The sequence below is a fragment of the Cutibacterium granulosum genome (assembly GCF_900186975.1).
GTDB classification, from domain to species: Bacteria; Actinomycetota; Actinomycetes; order Propionibacteriales; family Propionibacteriaceae; genus Cutibacterium; species Cutibacterium granulosum.
This window is the reverse complement of record NZ_LT906441.1, coordinates 1778061-1793002: the sequence shown is the minus strand read 5'-3', so window position 1 is coordinate 1793002 and position 14942 is coordinate 1778061. Positions and strand designations below refer to the sequence as shown.

At 62.6% G+C, this 14942-nt stretch carries 13 protein-coding genes and 1 rRNA gene; 12 read left to right on the top strand and 2 right to left on the bottom strand.

Going from position 1 to position 14942, the window contains the following annotated elements:
* Positions 1–72: 72 nt before the first annotated feature.
* Positions 73–339 (top strand): phosphoribosyl-ATP diphosphatase, encoded by a 267-nt coding sequence (locus CKV91_RS07640; protein WP_021104714.1) that lies wholly within the window; start codon positions 73–75, stop codon positions 337–339.
* A gap of 9 nt (positions 340–348) precedes the next feature.
* The gene (gene hisG, locus CKV91_RS07635) at positions 349–1239 is read left to right on the top strand and encodes an ATP phosphoribosyltransferase (RefSeq protein WP_021106117.1); all 891 of its coding nucleotides are present in this window, start codon (positions 349–351) and stop codon (positions 1237–1239) included.
* Between the two features lie 5 nt (positions 1240–1244).
* Here the strand turns inward: hisG and CKV91_RS07630 are convergent, their stop codons facing one another.
* Complete coding sequence (locus CKV91_RS07630) at positions 1245–1760, bottom strand: hypothetical protein (RefSeq protein WP_065860543.1); 516 nt, start codon at positions 1758–1760, stop codon at positions 1245–1247.
* Between the two features lie 531 nt (positions 1761–2291).
* Between CKV91_RS07630 and infC the strand changes: the two genes are divergently transcribed.
* From infC to pheT, 6 genes are all read left to right on the top strand, one after another.
* The gene (gene infC / locus CKV91_RS07625) at positions 2292–3014 is read left to right on the top strand and encodes a translation initiation factor IF-3 (RefSeq protein WP_081659136.1); all 723 of its coding nucleotides are present in this window, start codon (positions 2292–2294) and stop codon (positions 3012–3014) included.
* Between the two features lie 64 nt (positions 3015–3078).
* Complete coding sequence (gene rpmI / locus CKV91_RS07620) at positions 3079–3285, top strand: 50S ribosomal protein L35 (RefSeq protein ID WP_021104718.1); 207 nt, start codon at positions 3079–3081, stop codon at positions 3283–3285.
* Positions 3286–3382: 97 nt separating this feature from the next.
* Positions 3383–3754, top strand: coding sequence for a 50S ribosomal protein L20 (rplT, locus tag CKV91_RS07615; protein WP_021104719.1), 372 nt, complete (start codon positions 3383–3385; stop codon positions 3752–3754).
* Positions 3751–4584: a TrmH family RNA methyltransferase gene (locus CKV91_RS07610; RefSeq protein ID WP_021104720.1), complete on the top strand. Its 834-nt coding sequence runs from the start codon at positions 3751–3753 to the stop codon at positions 4582–4584. The genes rplT and CKV91_RS07610 overlap by 4 nt, the downstream gene beginning before the upstream one ends.
* A 211-nt stretch (positions 4585–4795) precedes the next feature.
* The gene (gene pheS, locus CKV91_RS07605) at positions 4796–5905 is read left to right on the top strand and encodes a phenylalanine--tRNA ligase subunit alpha (protein WP_021104721.1); all 1110 of its coding nucleotides are present in this window, start codon (positions 4796–4798) and stop codon (positions 5903–5905) included.
* Positions 5902–8454 (top strand): phenylalanine--tRNA ligase subunit beta, encoded by a 2553-nt coding sequence (pheT, locus tag CKV91_RS07600; RefSeq protein WP_065860544.1) that lies wholly within the window; start codon positions 5902–5904, stop codon positions 8452–8454. Before pheS ends, pheT begins: the two co-directional genes overlap by 4 nt.
* 247 nt (positions 8455–8701) lie before the next feature.
* On the opposite strand, the gene bioB is transcribed toward pheT, so the two are convergent.
* Positions 8702–9787: a biotin synthase BioB gene (gene bioB / locus CKV91_RS07595; RefSeq protein ID WP_065860545.1), complete on the bottom strand. Its 1086-nt coding sequence runs from the start codon at positions 9785–9787 to the stop codon at positions 8702–8704.
* 97 nt (positions 9788–9884) lie between these two features.
* Here bioB and CKV91_RS07590 point away from each other — a divergent pair, with 97 nt between their 5' ends.
* The 4 genes from CKV91_RS07590 to CKV91_RS07575 all read left to right on the top strand — a co-directional run bounded on the left by CKV91_RS07590 (position 9885) and on the right by CKV91_RS07575 (position 14704).
* A complete protein-coding gene (locus CKV91_RS07590; protein ID WP_065860546.1) occupies positions 9885–10475 on the top strand; it encodes a TetR/AcrR family transcriptional regulator C-terminal domain-containing protein in 591 nt (196 codons plus the stop codon).
* A 40-nt stretch (positions 10476–10515) separates the two neighbouring features.
* Entirely contained in the window at positions 10516–11058 is a 543-nt protein-coding gene (locus CKV91_RS07585) for an arginine repressor (RefSeq protein ID WP_023034013.1), read from the top strand.
* A 116-nt stretch (positions 11059–11174) separates the two neighbouring features.
* A complete protein-coding gene (tyrS, locus tag CKV91_RS07580) occupies positions 11175–12395 on the top strand; it encodes a tyrosine--tRNA ligase (protein ID WP_414836117.1) in 1221 nt (406 codons plus the stop codon).
* A gap of 785 nt (positions 12396–13180) precedes the next feature.
* A 16S ribosomal RNA gene (locus CKV91_RS07575) occupies positions 13181–14704 on the top strand.
* Positions 14705–14942: the final 238 nt, after the last annotated feature.

The following is a 14942-nucleotide window of genomic DNA, read 5'->3' as shown; positions in this document are numbered from 1 at the left end:
GGGCTCTGGGCAACCGGGTCCGCTGGTTGAGCACGACGAGGAGACGATCACGGGGCAACTTACCCTTGAGCCGTGAGCAAATCGTTTGAGCAGCTTTTCGCAGAACTCACCACCAAGGCCCGCAATCGCCCCGAGGGCTCCGGTACCGTCGCCGAGCTGGACCATGGCGTGCATGCCATTGGCAAGAAGGTCGTCGAGGAGGCGGCTGAGGTGTGGATGGCCGCCGAGTACGAGGGCAAGGATCGTGCCGCCGAGGAGATCAGTCAGGAGATCTATCACCTGCAGGTGATGATGATCAGCCTCGGCCTCACCCCGGACGACGTGTATGAGTACCTGTGAGGTGTGATGATGTCGAGATCAGTCCCCAACCCTGATCTGTGCGCAAGCTCGGACCTGCTGCGCATAGCCCTGCCTAACAAGGGCGCCCTGTCGGACGCGTCGGCTCAGCTGTTGCGGGAAGCCGGCTACCGACAACGCACCGATCGCAAGGACCTCACCTTGCGAGACGAGGACAATGGCGTCGAGTTCTTCTATCTGCGCCCGCGTGACATCGCGGTCTACGTGGGGGAGGGCACCTTGGATCTGGGCATCACCGGACGAGACCTGCTGCACGACTCCGGTGCCCCGGCAGCAGAGGTTCGGGGCTTGGGCTTCGGACGTTCCCGGTTCCGCTTTGCCGGTCCGCAGACGGGACCACGCACTCCCGCCGAACTCGACGGGCGACGCATCGCGACCTCCTACCCCCGGTTGCTGCAGGAGTTCCTGACTGCCCACTCCATCGACGCCCGCATCGTCGAACTTGACGGCGCAGTGGAGTCATCGATCAGCTTGGGGGTGGCCGATGCCATTGCCGACGTCGTGGAGACCGGTACGACCCTGCGCAAGGCTGGGCTGAGTCTCTTCGGTGAGACGATCCTGGAGTCCGAGGCGATCGTCATCCAACGCCAGGACTTCACTGGTGGAACGATCTTCGAGCACTTCCTGCAACGCATCAATGGTGTCCAGGTGGCGCGGGAGTACGTCATGCTCGACTACGACGTGCCGGAGGACGCCCTGGACCGCGTCATCGAGTTGACGCCGGGGTTGGAGTCCCCGACGATCTCCCCGCTGAGCAGAACGGGGTGGTACGCCGTGCGCGCCATGGTGGGTCGCGGACTCGTGCAGTCGCTCATGGACGACCTGTGGGACGCCGGTGCCCGTGCGATCATCTCCACGGAGCTCTCGGCCTGCAGGTTGTGAACGGTTCAGATCCCGCGATCCTTGAGGATCTTCTCGAGTTCCTCGTCCTCGGGCGACATCCCGGATCTGCGGGACGCAGCGGGCGCGGTCCGTGGGGCCTTGTCAGTTCTTGCCTGAGAGGCCTGAGAGGCCCGAGAGGTAGGTGCAGCGGGCTTCCCAGCCGCCCCGGCAGCCCTGCGCTCCCGATGCTCGGCACGACGCTGTCGGGCTTCCTCCCTCGTCAGTGGGGTCATGAATCCTGCCCCGATCCATGTGAGCAGGCCGATGGCAGCGACGATCACACCCGTCCAGATCGTCGTCGTCATCTGGGTGTGTGCGAACCAGCTCACCACGAGGGTGAGCGCGCGTACCAGCAGTCGCATCAGACCTGTGACGAGCAGGCCGATGGGAACGAGCGCCAGGCCCAGTCCACGGAGCACGGGCCGCCAGGAGCGTCGGGCGAGCCACCCGAAGACGGCCCAGAGCACGGGGAGCACGGTGGTGATGATCGTGACGAGGATGACGATGCTGGTTTCGTCCATGGCGTCAACCTAACCACATGCGAGATGACGGTGGTCCATATTCGCTCAGGACGAGCGAGTACGGGGACGATGGGGAGGGTTGTGGTGTCGCAGACCTGTCACGTGTGCGCAGCGGTGGGCGCACAACGGTAGGATCGGGTGGGCGTCCGACGTGGTCATTGCGGATCGTCGTGGTGGCACCGTCATTGCGGATCATCGCGAGGCACGGGGAACGCTGTCACGATCTTGTGGCAGGGATTTTGTGTCAGGTCCCAGCTGTTCTATACTCTCCGCGTGACCAACCGCGAGGTGGTCTGTGGAAGTGGAGGCCTGATCTCCCACCCGAGCGGAGCTCGTGACTGCGAGCAGCTCAGAGTTTCTGCCGGGTTCGTGGCCCGTCGTCAAGACGTGCTGGCTGCTGTGTGTTGACATGCGTCGCCGCAAGCAGTTCTGTGTCAGGCTCCTGCATCTGCAGGAGCCTTTTTGGTCTGTCCTGACTCGGTCGGTCCTTGGCATTGTGCACATGAGCACAGTCCGGGCCAGCTGTCGCGGTTGTCACGGTCGACGAGAATACGAGTCCTTGGAGGAAGCATCAGCACTGAACCCCGCATCAACGAGCGGATCCGAGTTCCCGAGGTACGCCTGGTTGGGCCGAATGGCGAACAGGTCGGTATCGTCCGGGTGGAACAGGCCATGCAGTTGGCCCGTGAACATGGACTTGACCTGGTGGAGGTGGCCCCGCAGGCCCGTCCTCCTGTCGTCAAACTCATGGACTACGGCAAGTTCAAGTACGAAGCTGCCCAGAAGGCCCGTGAGGCTCGTCGCAATCAGTCGAATGCCATCATCAAGGAGATGAAGCTTCGGCCCAAGATTGACGATCATGACTACGAGACCAAGAAGGGCCATGTCGTGCGCTTCCTCAAGGGCGGCGACAAGGTCAAGATCACGATCATGTTCCGTGGGCGTGAGCAGTCTCGGCCGGAGCTCGGCGTCAATCTCCTCAAGCGCCTTGCCGACGACGTGGCCGAGTACGCCACCGTCGAGTCGCCTCCCAAGCAGGAGGGGCGCAACATGCTCATGATCCTGGCCCCGACCCGCAAGAAGACCGAGGCGCGTGCCGACCAGCGTGCCGAGCGTGATCGCAAGGCTGCCGAACGTGCCGCCGCGGCCGAAGCGGACAAGGCCTACGAGGCCCGCCAGCGGGCCGCAGCCGCTGGGCAGGCAAAGAAGAAGAAGGGTCCCGCCGACAACATGGACCCTGACATCGACCTCTGATCCGTCGGGGATCAGATCCACTCCAGGCGGTCGCATGGCCGCATGACTATGAAATGGAGCCACCATGCCGAAGATGAAGAGCCACTCGGGTGCCAAGAAGCGTTTCAAGGTGACTGGTTCTGGCAAGATCGCCCACAACCGCGCTGGAAAGCGTCACCTCAACGAGCACAAGTCCTCGCGTCGCACTCGCCGTCTGACCGGCCAGTCCGTGCTGCCCAAGGGTGCGGCCAAGAAGGCCAGCAAGCTGCTGGTCAAGCACCCGGGCCGCTGAGACCACCTCAATCATCCGCGTCCGGGTCCCCGTGGTTCGGACCACAGAAACTTCGCCCGAGTCCGTCGGCTCGGACACATGAACAAGGAGAGCAACTATGGCACGCGTCAAGCGTTCTGTGAATGCCAAGAAGAAGCGTCGCACAGTCCTCGATCAGGCCTCGGGCTACCGCGGCCAGCGCTCGCGCTCGTACCGCAAGGCCAAGGAGCAGCTGCTGCACTCCGGCACCTATGCGCTGCGTGATCGCCGCGCCAAGAAGGGTGACTTCCGGTCGCTGTGGATCCAGCGCATCAATGCTGCAGCTCGCGCTGAGGGCATGACCTACAACCGGTTCATCAATGGTCTGAGGAATGCCGGTGTCGAGGTGGATCGCAAGATGCTTGCCGAGCTTGCCGTCAGTGACCAGGCTGCCTTCGCCCAGCTCGTGGCTGTCGCGAAGCAGAACCAGCCCGCGAACACTGCTGCGTGAGTGACATCACGGTGACCGACGGGTCGGGCGCCTTGCCTCCCATCTCCAAGGGGGCGCTGCGTTCGGCCCGTCGTCTGTTGTCCCGACGTGGTCGGGACGATGCCGGGCAGTTCCTCGCCGAGGGCGCCCAAGCAGTTCGGGAGGCCCTGCGTTGGCCGGGGCGGGTGAGTCTGCTGGCCACCTGCGATCCGGGTCGTGACGTCGATTTCGTCGCGATGGCTCGGCAGCGTGGTATTCGTAGTGTCCTTCTCGACGAGGCCCAGGTCGAGACTCTCTCGGAGACCGTGACGAGCCAGGGACTCTTCGCCGTGTGTCAGAGACTTGCCAGCGATGAGTTACCCGTTCTCGAGGATCCCAGACTCGTCGTCATCTGTGCCCAGGTGCGGGATCCGGGCAATGCGGGAACGGTGATTAGATGCGCTGACGCCTTCGCCGCCGACGCCGTCATCCTCACTCGCGGGTCGGTCGATCCGCACAATCCCAAGACGGTGCGTGCCTCGGTCGGCTCCTTCTTCCACCTACCGGTGTCGGTGGGTGTCGATTCGGTCAGCGCTGTGCGGTGGGCCCACGATCATGGCATGCAGGTGCTTGCCGCCGACGGCGGGGGAGACAGCCTTGACGAGCTGTCGCGCAGTGGTGCCCTGGCTCGACCAACAGCCTGGTTGATGGGCAATGAGGCATGGGGCCTCCCCGAGGCCGAGCGCAATCTGGCCGACGCGATTGTCGGTGTGCCGATGTGGGGCCGGGCGGAATCACTGAATCTGTCGACGGCAGCCGGCATCTGCCTGTATGCGACGGCAAGTGCCCAACGTGCTGGGGGATCCGACTGACTGCCCTGGCAATGTGCTGGGTACGACACACCTGCTGAATCGTGGTGTGCCTGCTGAACCGTGGCGTGGACGTGCAGACACACAGCTGAGTCGGTGCACGGTAAGCCCATGATGGGCGCCCAGCGATACGTCGATCAGCACTTTCACTAAACTTGCCAGTGACGCGGGGGTGCCCCCGTGCACATCTGGCCAACTTCAGGGAGGGAGGCCCATGAGCGGGCCCAACACCAATTACGACCCGGTGCAGGTGAGCGCCTTGGACGAGCAGAACGTCGCGCAACGCGTCGACGAGGCGCTCAGTGCCATTGAGCAGGCCACCAGCACCGCGCAGCTCAAGCAGGTTCGTCTGGACCATGCCGGGGATCGTTCACCGCTGGCCCTGGCCAACCGTGAGATCGGGGCGCTCCCTCCTGCCGCTCGCAAGGAAGCGGGCCAGCGCATCGGCAAGGCACGTGGCCGGGTCTCCCAGGCCCTCAAGGCCAAGCAGACGGAACTGGCCTCCGCCGAGCTCGAGGCTACCCTGGCCAGCGAGACGGTTGACGTCACCCTGCCGGTCACCACACATCCGCGGGGGGCCGTCCACCCACTCACCGCTCTCATGGACATGGCAGCCGATGTCTTCGTCTCCATGGGCTGGCAGGTGGCCGAGGGGCCGGAGGCGGAGTCGGAGTGGTTCAACTTCGACGCCCTCAACCTTGGTACCGATCATCCTGCCCGGGCCCTGCAGGACACCTTGTGGCTCGACCCGGTCTCCGACGGCAAGTGCATGCGTACCGCCACCAGCCCGGTGCAGATCCACACCCTGCTCTCCCAGGAACCCCCGGTACGCATCGTGAGTCCCGGCAAGGTGTTTCGTGCCGATGAGTACGACGCCACCCATCTGCCGGTTTTTCATCAGATCGAGGGACTCTGCGTCGATCGTGACGTCACCATGGCCCATCTCAAGGGCACCTTGGACGCCTTCGCACGGGCCATGTTCGGTGAGGTGCGTACCCGGTTCCGCCCGCACTACTTCCCGTTCACCGAACCCAGCGCCGAGGTCGATCTCGAGTGCTTCGTGTGCCACGGTGCTTCGGTGGACGATCCAGAGCATCCCTGCCGTACCTGCAAGTCCGAGGGCTGGATCGAGTGGGGTGGTTGTGGCATGGTCAACCCGCGGGTGCTCACTGCCTGCGGTGTCGACACAGCTGAGTTCACCGGGTTTGCGTTCGGAATGGGCATCGACCGCACCGTCATGTTCCGCAACAATGCCCCCGACATGCGTGGTTTCGTCGAGGGAGACGTCCGTTTCAGCCGTTCCCTGATGGGAGGAGCACGATGAGGGTACCTATGAACTGGCTGCGCGAGCTCATCGCGCTGCCCGAGGGCACGACCACTGCCGACGTGGCACGCACCCTCACCGAACACACGGCTGCCGTCGAGCGTATCGAGCGAGCCGGTGGCGAGGTGAGTGGCCCGGTCGTCGTGGGCCAGGTGCTGTCGATGGTCCCCGAATCGCACAAGAACGGCAAGACGATCAACTGGTGTCGCGTCGACGTCGGCCCGGCACTCAATGCCCAGGGTCATCCCAAGAACGTCGAGGACGGTGTCGAGGGTCGTGGCATCGTCTGCGGTGCACACAACTTCCACGTGGGTGACTTCGTCGTCGTCTCACTGCCCGGATCCGTCCTGCCGGGCGGTTTCGAGATCTCTGCCCGCCGCACCTATGGTCACATGTCCGACGGCATGATCTGTGCCGTCGACGAACTGGGAATTGGTGAGGACCACACCGGTATCCTCGTGCTGCCCAGCTCCGTCGACGGTCATGCACTGGTGCCCGGTGAGGATGCCAGGACGATTCTCGACATTCCCGAGGACGTCCTCGAGGTGGATGTCACCCCCGACATCGGCTACTGCATGTCCATGCGCGGGATTGCTCGCGAGGTTTCCGGGGTTCTCGGTGGGGCATTCAGCGACATCTACGGCGGTGTTGGCACTGCCAGCTCCGAGGATTGCGTGGAGGACCCCGTTGCGGTCGAGGGACCGGTGCCGGTACGTCTGGACTCCGAGGCCTGTTCCCGGTTCGTCGCCCTGCCACTGGAAGGGTTCGATGCGACCGCACCCACGCCACGATTCATCCAGGATCGGTTGTTCCGCGCCGGGATGCGTCCGATCAGCCTCGCCATTGACGTGACGAATTACGTCATGCTCGAGTCCGGACAGCCCCTGCACGCCTACGACGCCGACAAGGTCACCGGATCCATCGTCGTGCGCAAGGCTGGTCAGGGTGAGAAGCTGCGCACCCTTGACGACGTCGAGCGCACTCTGGATCCCGATGACCTCGTCATCGCCGACGACTCCGGTGCGATCGGCCTGGCAGGGGTCATGGGCGGTGCCACCACCGAGATGTCCACCGAGTCCAGCTCCATCATTCTCGAAGGTGCCCACTTCGATGCCATGACGGTGGCTCGCACCTACCGTCGGCACAAGCTCGGTTCGGAGGCATCCCGTCGTTTCGAACGAGGTGTGGACCCCGCTGCGACCCTTCCAGCCGTCAACCGTGCTGCCGAACTGCTGGTCCGCTATGGCGGTGCCACCGTGGGAGCTGCCACCGCCGTCGGGACGATCGCTGCGATGCCGCGTCAGAGCATCAACGCAGACCTTCCGTCTCGTGTCCTCGGCCAGAACATCGGCAAGGACGAGGTCATCGACATCCTCACCCGCTCCGGGGTCACGGTGACGGCCATGGGAGACAGTCTCTCCCTGGTGCCACCCACATGGCGCCCGGATCTCGTCGATCCGTTCGACTACGTCGAGGAAGTGGCTCGCAAGCGCGGATTCGACGCCGTGGAGTCGGTGCTGCCGCGTACCGCTGGCGGTGGTGGCCTCACCAAGGCCCAACAGGCGCGTCGTCGGGTGACCGCCGCCGTGGCCGGTGCCGGGTTCGTCGAGGTGATCTCGCTGCCATTCATGGGCGATGCGGACCTCGACCATCTCGGGCTGGACGCCGAGGATCCTCGTCGGGCCACCGTCAAGTTGGCCAATCCGCTTGACGACACCCATCCCTACCTGCGCACCACCCTGCTGCCCGGGCTGATCGAGGCGGCCGGGCGCAACCTCTCACGTTCCCAGGATGATCTTGCCATCTTCGAGACCGGCACGGTCTTCCGTGCCACGGCGAAGGCTTCCGCGCCTCGTCCGGCCGTCGATCATCGCCCCAGCGACGCAGAACTCGCTGAGATCGCAGCAGCCCTGCCCGCCCAGCCGCGGATGCTGGCCGGACTGCTCACCGGACACTGGCTGCCGGATCGCTGGGACGGCACGGCAGTCAAGGTGAACTGGACCCATGCCGTGTTGCTGGCCGAGGAGGCCTGTCACGCGGTTGGCCTGGAACTGCAGCGTCGTTCCGCCGCCCTGATGCCGTGGCACCCGGGACGTTGTGCCGAACTCGTCGTTGCAGGACAGGTCATCGGACATGCCGGCGAGTTGCACCCCACCGTGTGCCGGAAGGCTGGTCTGCCGGCTCGCTCCTGCGCAGTCGAGCTGGATCTCGACGCGTTGATTGCTGCTGCCCCCGACGGCGGCACCATCCGGGGGCTCTCCACCTTCCCGGTGGCCAAGGAGGACGTCGCTCTCGTCGTGGACGAGGAGGTCTCCGCAGCCCAGGTGCGCGAGGCCCTTGTCGCTGGCGGCGGGGAGTTGCTGGAATCGGTGGAGCTCTTCGACGTCTACGCCGGCGAGCAGGTGGGCGAGCACAGGAAGTCCTTGGCGTTCAGTCTGCGGCTGAGGGCAGCTGATCGTACCCTCACCGATGCCGAGGCTGCCGAGGCACGAGACGCTGCCGTGGCTCGTGCCGAGCAGGTGTGTGGGGCCCAACTCCGGGCCCAGTGACTCTGCCACTGATGGTCGGCGCACCAGTACCGATCATCAGTGCTCACGCCCATCGGCGCTCACACGTCGTCGCCATCGTTCCCGGCGGGCCCGTCTGCCCAGTCCGTTCCGACTGCCCCGTCCGTTCCGACGCCGGTTTTCCACTCCCGATCCCCTGAACTCTCCTCAGGAGGGTTGAGCCGGGAACGGTCAGCCCCTCCCCGAAACAGGCTCGAGGAGGGGCTGACCGGTGGGGGATCAGTACGAATCAGGCGTTCGCCGGCTCTGGGGACCCGATGCCGCGATGACGGATGTCGACATGCAGCTGCTCGCGGTCCTTGCGGACCTGGCTCACCAGCACGGGCTGGCCCTCGCCGCCCTCGAGCACGAATCCGGCGTCCTCGATCATGGCGAGGTCGGAGGCACCCGCAGCTCCCTCACTGGTGAGGTAGTCGCCCAGGAAGATCGAGTTGGCCACCTCGAAGATGAGTGGCTGCAGGGTACGGATGTGCACCTCGCGACCGGCAGCCGAACGCACCTCGGCGTCCGGGTGGATGAAACGCACCATGGACAGCACACGCAGGCAGTGCCGCGGGGTGAAGTTGTCGGTGGTGTGGGCGTTGCCCAGCGGAGTCCCCTCGAAGGGCAGCAGGAAGTTCACCGGGACCGAGTCGACGCCGTGCTTGCGCAGGTCGAAGATGACGTCCACGAGTTCCTCGTCGGTCTCACCCATGCCGACGATGACACCCGAGCAGGGGGAGAGTCCCGCCTCCTTGAGGACGTCGACGGTCTCCATGCGCTCCTCATAGGTGTGCGTGGTGCAGATGTCGCGGTAGTTGCTCTGCGCGGTGTTGGCATTGTGGTTGTAGGAATCCGCACCGGCCTCCTTGATGGACTCGGCCTTGTCCTTGTCGACGAATCCCATGCACACGCAGACCTCGACATTGGGGTGCTCCGACTTGACGTCACGCACCATCGCATTGACGCGTTCCACGTCCCGGCTGGATGGTCCGTGGCCCGAGGCGACCATGCACACGCGTCGTGCGCCGCCGGCGATTCCTGCCTCGACGGCGTTGTGAACGGTCTCGGGGTCGGCCCAGGAGTACTTCATGATGTTGGCCTGGGAGGAGAGCCGCTGCGAACAGTAGAAGCAGTCTTCCGGGCACAGGCCGCTCTTGAGGTTGACGAGGTAGTTGAGGCGTACGCGGTTGTCGAAGAAATGGCGGCGGACCTTTCCGGCAGCTGCCACAATGGACAGCAGCTCGGAGTCGTCGCTGCGCAGGATCTTCAGCGCTTCCTCTCGGGTGATGGGCTGCCCGTTGAGGCCACGTGCTGTCATGTCAGCTAGATTCATGGAAGCTCCTGTGAGGTACACGATGCGTGTTGAACGCCGTTCATCTTAACGGTGTTCAATTTATCTCACGTTGGGTCAGTGCAAATGAGGGGGTCCGGTGTCACTCACCACACACGACATCGTCGCAGCGGGTCTGGAGATCCTGGACAACTACGGGTTGGAGGACCTGTCGATGCGACGGCTGGCACAGCTGCTGGACGTCAAGGCCAGCGCGCTGTACTGGCATGTCGCCAACAAGCAGACCCTGCTCGCTGCAATGGCCGATGAGATCCTGGGGGAGGAGGGTCAGTTGACCCCTACGGACGATGGTGGGGAGCTGGCCCGAGAACTGCTGGGGTGGGCGCATGCGCTGCGCTCGAAACTCCTTGCGCATCGGGACGGTGCCGAGTTGGTCTCATCGGCCATGTCGGTCGGGTTGGTGACGACCGACCCGAGCGTGCAGCTCGCCAGCTTTCTGCAGGATTGTGGGGGGTGCGACTCCCAGACCGCCCGAGCAGCCTCCCAGGCCCTCACCCATCTGGTCGTCGGGCACGTCATGGATGAGCAGGCGCGTAGCCAACTCTTCGAACTCAACGTCATCGACACCTTCGACGCCGAGGCCCAGGAGACCGAATTCGATGTCGGGGTCAGACTGCTGGTGACGGGAATCCGTGGTGCCAGTTGTGTGATGAAAACCCACGATGCATAATTATTCGTGGTTTTGGAAGGTTTTCGATCACGGAGAGATGATGGCCCAGGACAATCACGCCCCGGCATCCCGAACTGCTCGTCAGGCGCGCATCCGTGAATTGGTACGGTGCGGACGGGTCGCCTCGCAGTCGGACCTGGCCTCGATCCTCGCAGCCGAGGGGCTGACCGTCTCCCAGGGCACCTTGTCACGGGACCTGGTGGAGATCGGAGCGGTACGCGGGCGTGACCTGAACGGCAAACTGCGCTACACGATTCGTGAGGGAAGTCACCCCTCCGATGTGACGACTGGATCACCGGCCTGGGAACACCTTGCCCGGCTCACCAAGGAGTTGTGCACCGGAGTACGCAACAATGAGTCCCTCGTCGTCCTCAAGACCCCACCCGGTGCTGCCCAGTACTTTGGTTCGGCAATTGATCTGGCTGGGTCGCAGGCCATTCTCGGCACGATTGCCGGTGACGACACCATCGTCATCATCTGCGCGTCGGGCATCCGGGCCACCGACATGGCCGAGGCCTTCCGCTCGATGGCGGAGTCGGGAACTCCTGCGCCGATACTTGCCGCCGAAGCCACGAGCAGCTGACGAAACCCCCTACTCACACCGGGCGACGAACTGACCCGGTATGGTGAAGGGGTCAGAGAGCCAGAAGAAAGGATCATCCGGTGAACAGCGTCCTGGACGAACTCACGTGGCGTGGCATGATTGCCGATTCCACCGACAGGCAGGCCCTTGCGGGCCATCTCGCCCAGGGGCCGGTGACCTTCTATGTGGGCTTTGACCCCACTGCATCGAGCCTTCACATTGGTCATCTCATGCAGCTCATGGTGGTTCGAGCCATGCAGGAGCATGGACACCATCCGTTGTTGCTCGTCGGTGGGGCAACTGGCCTCATCGGGGATCCCAAGATGACGGGCGAGCGCAAGATGAATGATCGCGAGGTCGTCGAGGGTTGGGTGGAATCGCTCAAGGCCCAGGTGAGCAAGTACGTCGACATGGACGGACCGACAGGCGCTCGTGTCGTCAACAACTACGACTGGACCAGTGAGTACTCCGCCCTGCGCCTGTTGCGTGATGTCGGAAAGTACTTCTCCGTCAACCGCATGCTGGCCCGGGACGTCGTGGCCCGACGTCTGGACTCAGGCATCTCGTTCAGCGAGTTCAGCTACGTCCTGCTGCAGTCGTTGGACTTCAAGGAACTGCACGAGCGCTATGGATGCACCCTCCAGACCGGTGCTCAGGACCAGTGGGGCAACATCACCGCCGGGGCGGAGTTCATCCGGCGTACCTCCGGCGACGTCGTCCACGGACTGGTGACTCCGCTGCTCACCAAGGCCGATGGCACCAAGTACGGCAAGACGGAGTCGGGAACGGTGTGGGTGGACCCAGAACTCACCAGTGCCTACGCATTCCACCAGTTCTTCCTCAATGCGGAGGACGCGAAGGTCATCGACTACCTCAAGGTGTTCAGCCCGCGTCCGCACGATGAGATAGACGACCTTGCCCGCCAGACTGCCGAGCAACCATGGAAACGTGCTGCCCAACATGCACTGGCTGACGACATCACGGACATGGTGCATGGTCCAGAAGCCAGGAGGGCAGCCGAGAAGGCGGCGCAGGCCCTGTTCGGCAAGGCCGAACTCTACGAGCTGGACGAGACGACCCTGGGCTCGGTCGCGTGTGAGGTCGACGCCGTGACGTTGCAGGGGCCAACTCTGCCAACAGTTGCCGATGCCATGGTTCTCGCCGGTGTCGTGGAATCGAAGTCTGCCGCCCGACGGGCTGTTCGCGAGGGGGGCGCCTACCTCAACAACGTCAAGGTGACTGACGCAGATCAGCCACTCACCAGCGACGACTTCCTTCCCGGCGGGGTGGCTTTCCTGCGACGCGGCAAGAAGACGATCGGTGCGGTACAACGATGAGTCGTCACAGATGAGTACGTCACATGCGTGGTGCGGTGTGCACCACGGCACTGGACGTCGCTCGTCACACTGAGTGAGTACCACGTCACCTGCATCTCGAATCGGCCTCAGGACCAGTGTCCTGAGGCCGATTTTGCATCTGGTCGGAGAGTGTGTATTGTTTTTCGAGTCCTTGCGGGGTTGTCCGGGGTTTCTGGGTGGTTTTGTGGGGGTGTGGTTTTGCCTTTCTTCTTTGGGTTGGCCATGGATGTGGTGTGTCTGCAGTGTGTAGCCGCTTGGGTCCGGGTTTGACTTGGGGATTGTTGATGGGTAAAGTCTTACGGGCTGCCTGAGGGTGGCTGGCTGCATGGGTGGTCTGGATTGGTTTCTGGGTTGCTTGGTGTGGTGGCTGGTGATGTGAGCCGGGTTGATTTCGGTGATCTGATCTGGTAAGCTTGGTCGAGTCGCCGTGAGGCGGTTTGCCGGTCTGGATGGTCGTGGGATTGTCTGGGGCTGGGATCCGGGTTTGACATTCGGGTTTCGGTCTGGTAAGCTTGATCGGGTGCCCCAAGGGGTTGTCGGGAGATGGTTCCGCGGGTCGCGTGTGATGCTTGAGAACTCAACAGCGTGTCTTTCATAGTCAATAGATGCACTTTTGTGTGTCGTTTTAATTATGATTCCTTTGATTGATTCAAATGGACGGATTGACGTTTTTTCGTTGGTTGTTTGTTTGGGTTAGTGTTTTGGATTCTTCATGTTGACACCGTTGCCCTGTGCCTTTTGGGTGTGGGGTTGGTGATATTTTTTCATTGGAGAGTTTGATCCTGGCTCAGGACGAACGCTGGCGGCGTGCTTAACACATGCAAGTCGTACGGTAAGGCCCTTTCGGGGGTACACGAGTGGCGAACGGGTGAGTAACACGTGAGTAACCTGCCCACAACTTTGGGATAACGCTAGGAAACTGGTGCTAATACTGGATATGTGCTCCTGCTGCATGGTGGGGGTTGGAAAGCTCCGGCGGTTGTGGATGGACTCGCGGCCTATCAGCTTGTTGGTGGGGTAGTGGCCTACCAAGGCGGCGACGGGTAGCCGGCCTGAGAGGGTGACCGGCCACATTGGGACTGAGATACGGCCCAGACTCCTACGGGAGGCAGCAGTGGGGAATATTGCACAATGGGCGCAAGCCTGATGCAGCAACGCCGCGTGCGGGATGACGGCCTTCGGGTTGTAAACCGCTTTCAGCAGGGACGAAGCTTTTTGTGACGGTACCTGCAGAAGAAGCACCGGCTAACTACGTGCCAGCAGCCGCGGTGATACGTAGGGTGCGAGCGTTGTCCGGATTTATTGGGCGTAAAGGGCTCGTAGGCGGTTGATCGCGTCGGAAGTGGAAACTTGATGCTTAACGTTGAGCGTGCTTTCGATACGGGTTGACTTGAGGAAGGTAGGGGAGAATGGAATTCCTGGTGGAGCGGTGGAATGCGCAGATATCAGGAGGAACACCAGTGGCGAAGGCGGTTCTCTGGACCTTTCCTGACGCTGAGGAGCGAAAGCGTGGGGAGCGAACAGGCTTAGATACCCTGGTAGTCCACGCTGTAAACGGTGGGTACTAGGTGTGGGGTCCATTCCACGGATTCTGTGCCGTAGCTAACGCATTAAGTACCCCGCCTGGGGAGTACGGCCGCAAGGCTAAAACTCAAAGGAATTGACGGGGCCCCGCACAAGCGGCGGAGCATGCGGATTAATTCGATGCAACGCGAAGAACCTTACCTGGGTTTGACATGGATCGGGAGCTTCCAGAGATGGTTGTGCCTCTTTTGGGGTCGGTTCACAGGTGGTGCATGGCTGTCGTCAGCTCGTGTCGTGAGATGTTGGGTTAAGTCCCGCAACGAGCGCAACCCTCGTCCACTGTTGCCAGCAATTCGGTTGGGGACTCAGTGGAGACCGCCGGGGTCAACTCGGAGGAAGGTGGGGATGACGTCAAGTCATCATGCCCCTTATGTCCAGGGCTTCACGCATGCTACAATGGCCGGTACAGTGAGTTGCGACATCGTAAGGTGGAGCGAATCTCAAAAAGCCGGTCTCAGTTCGGATTGGGGTCTGCAACTCGACCTCATGAAGTCGGAGTCGCTAGTAATCGCAGATCAGCAACGCTGCGGTGAATACGTTCCCGGGGCTTGTACACACCGCCCGTCAAGTCATGAAAGTCGGTAACACTCGAAGCCGGTGGCCTAACACTTTTTGTGGGGGAGCTGTCGAAGGTGGGACTGGTGATTAGGACTAAGTCGTAACAAGGTAGCCGTACCGGAAGGTGCGGCTGGATCACCTCCTTTCTAAGGAGCAAGTGGCGCACTGTTGTGTGTTCTTGTTGTGGAATGTTGGCTGTGGTCACCGTTTGTGGTGGGGCACGTTGTTGGGGTTCTGGGGTATCACGCCGGCTGGTGTGGTTTCCTGGATGTGCGAACGCCGTGGCTGCATGCGTTGGTGTGTGTGGTGGGTGTCTCGTGTGGTGGTTGAGAACTGCATAGTGGATGCGAGCATTTTTGTTTTGTGATTTTGTTGTTTGTTGTG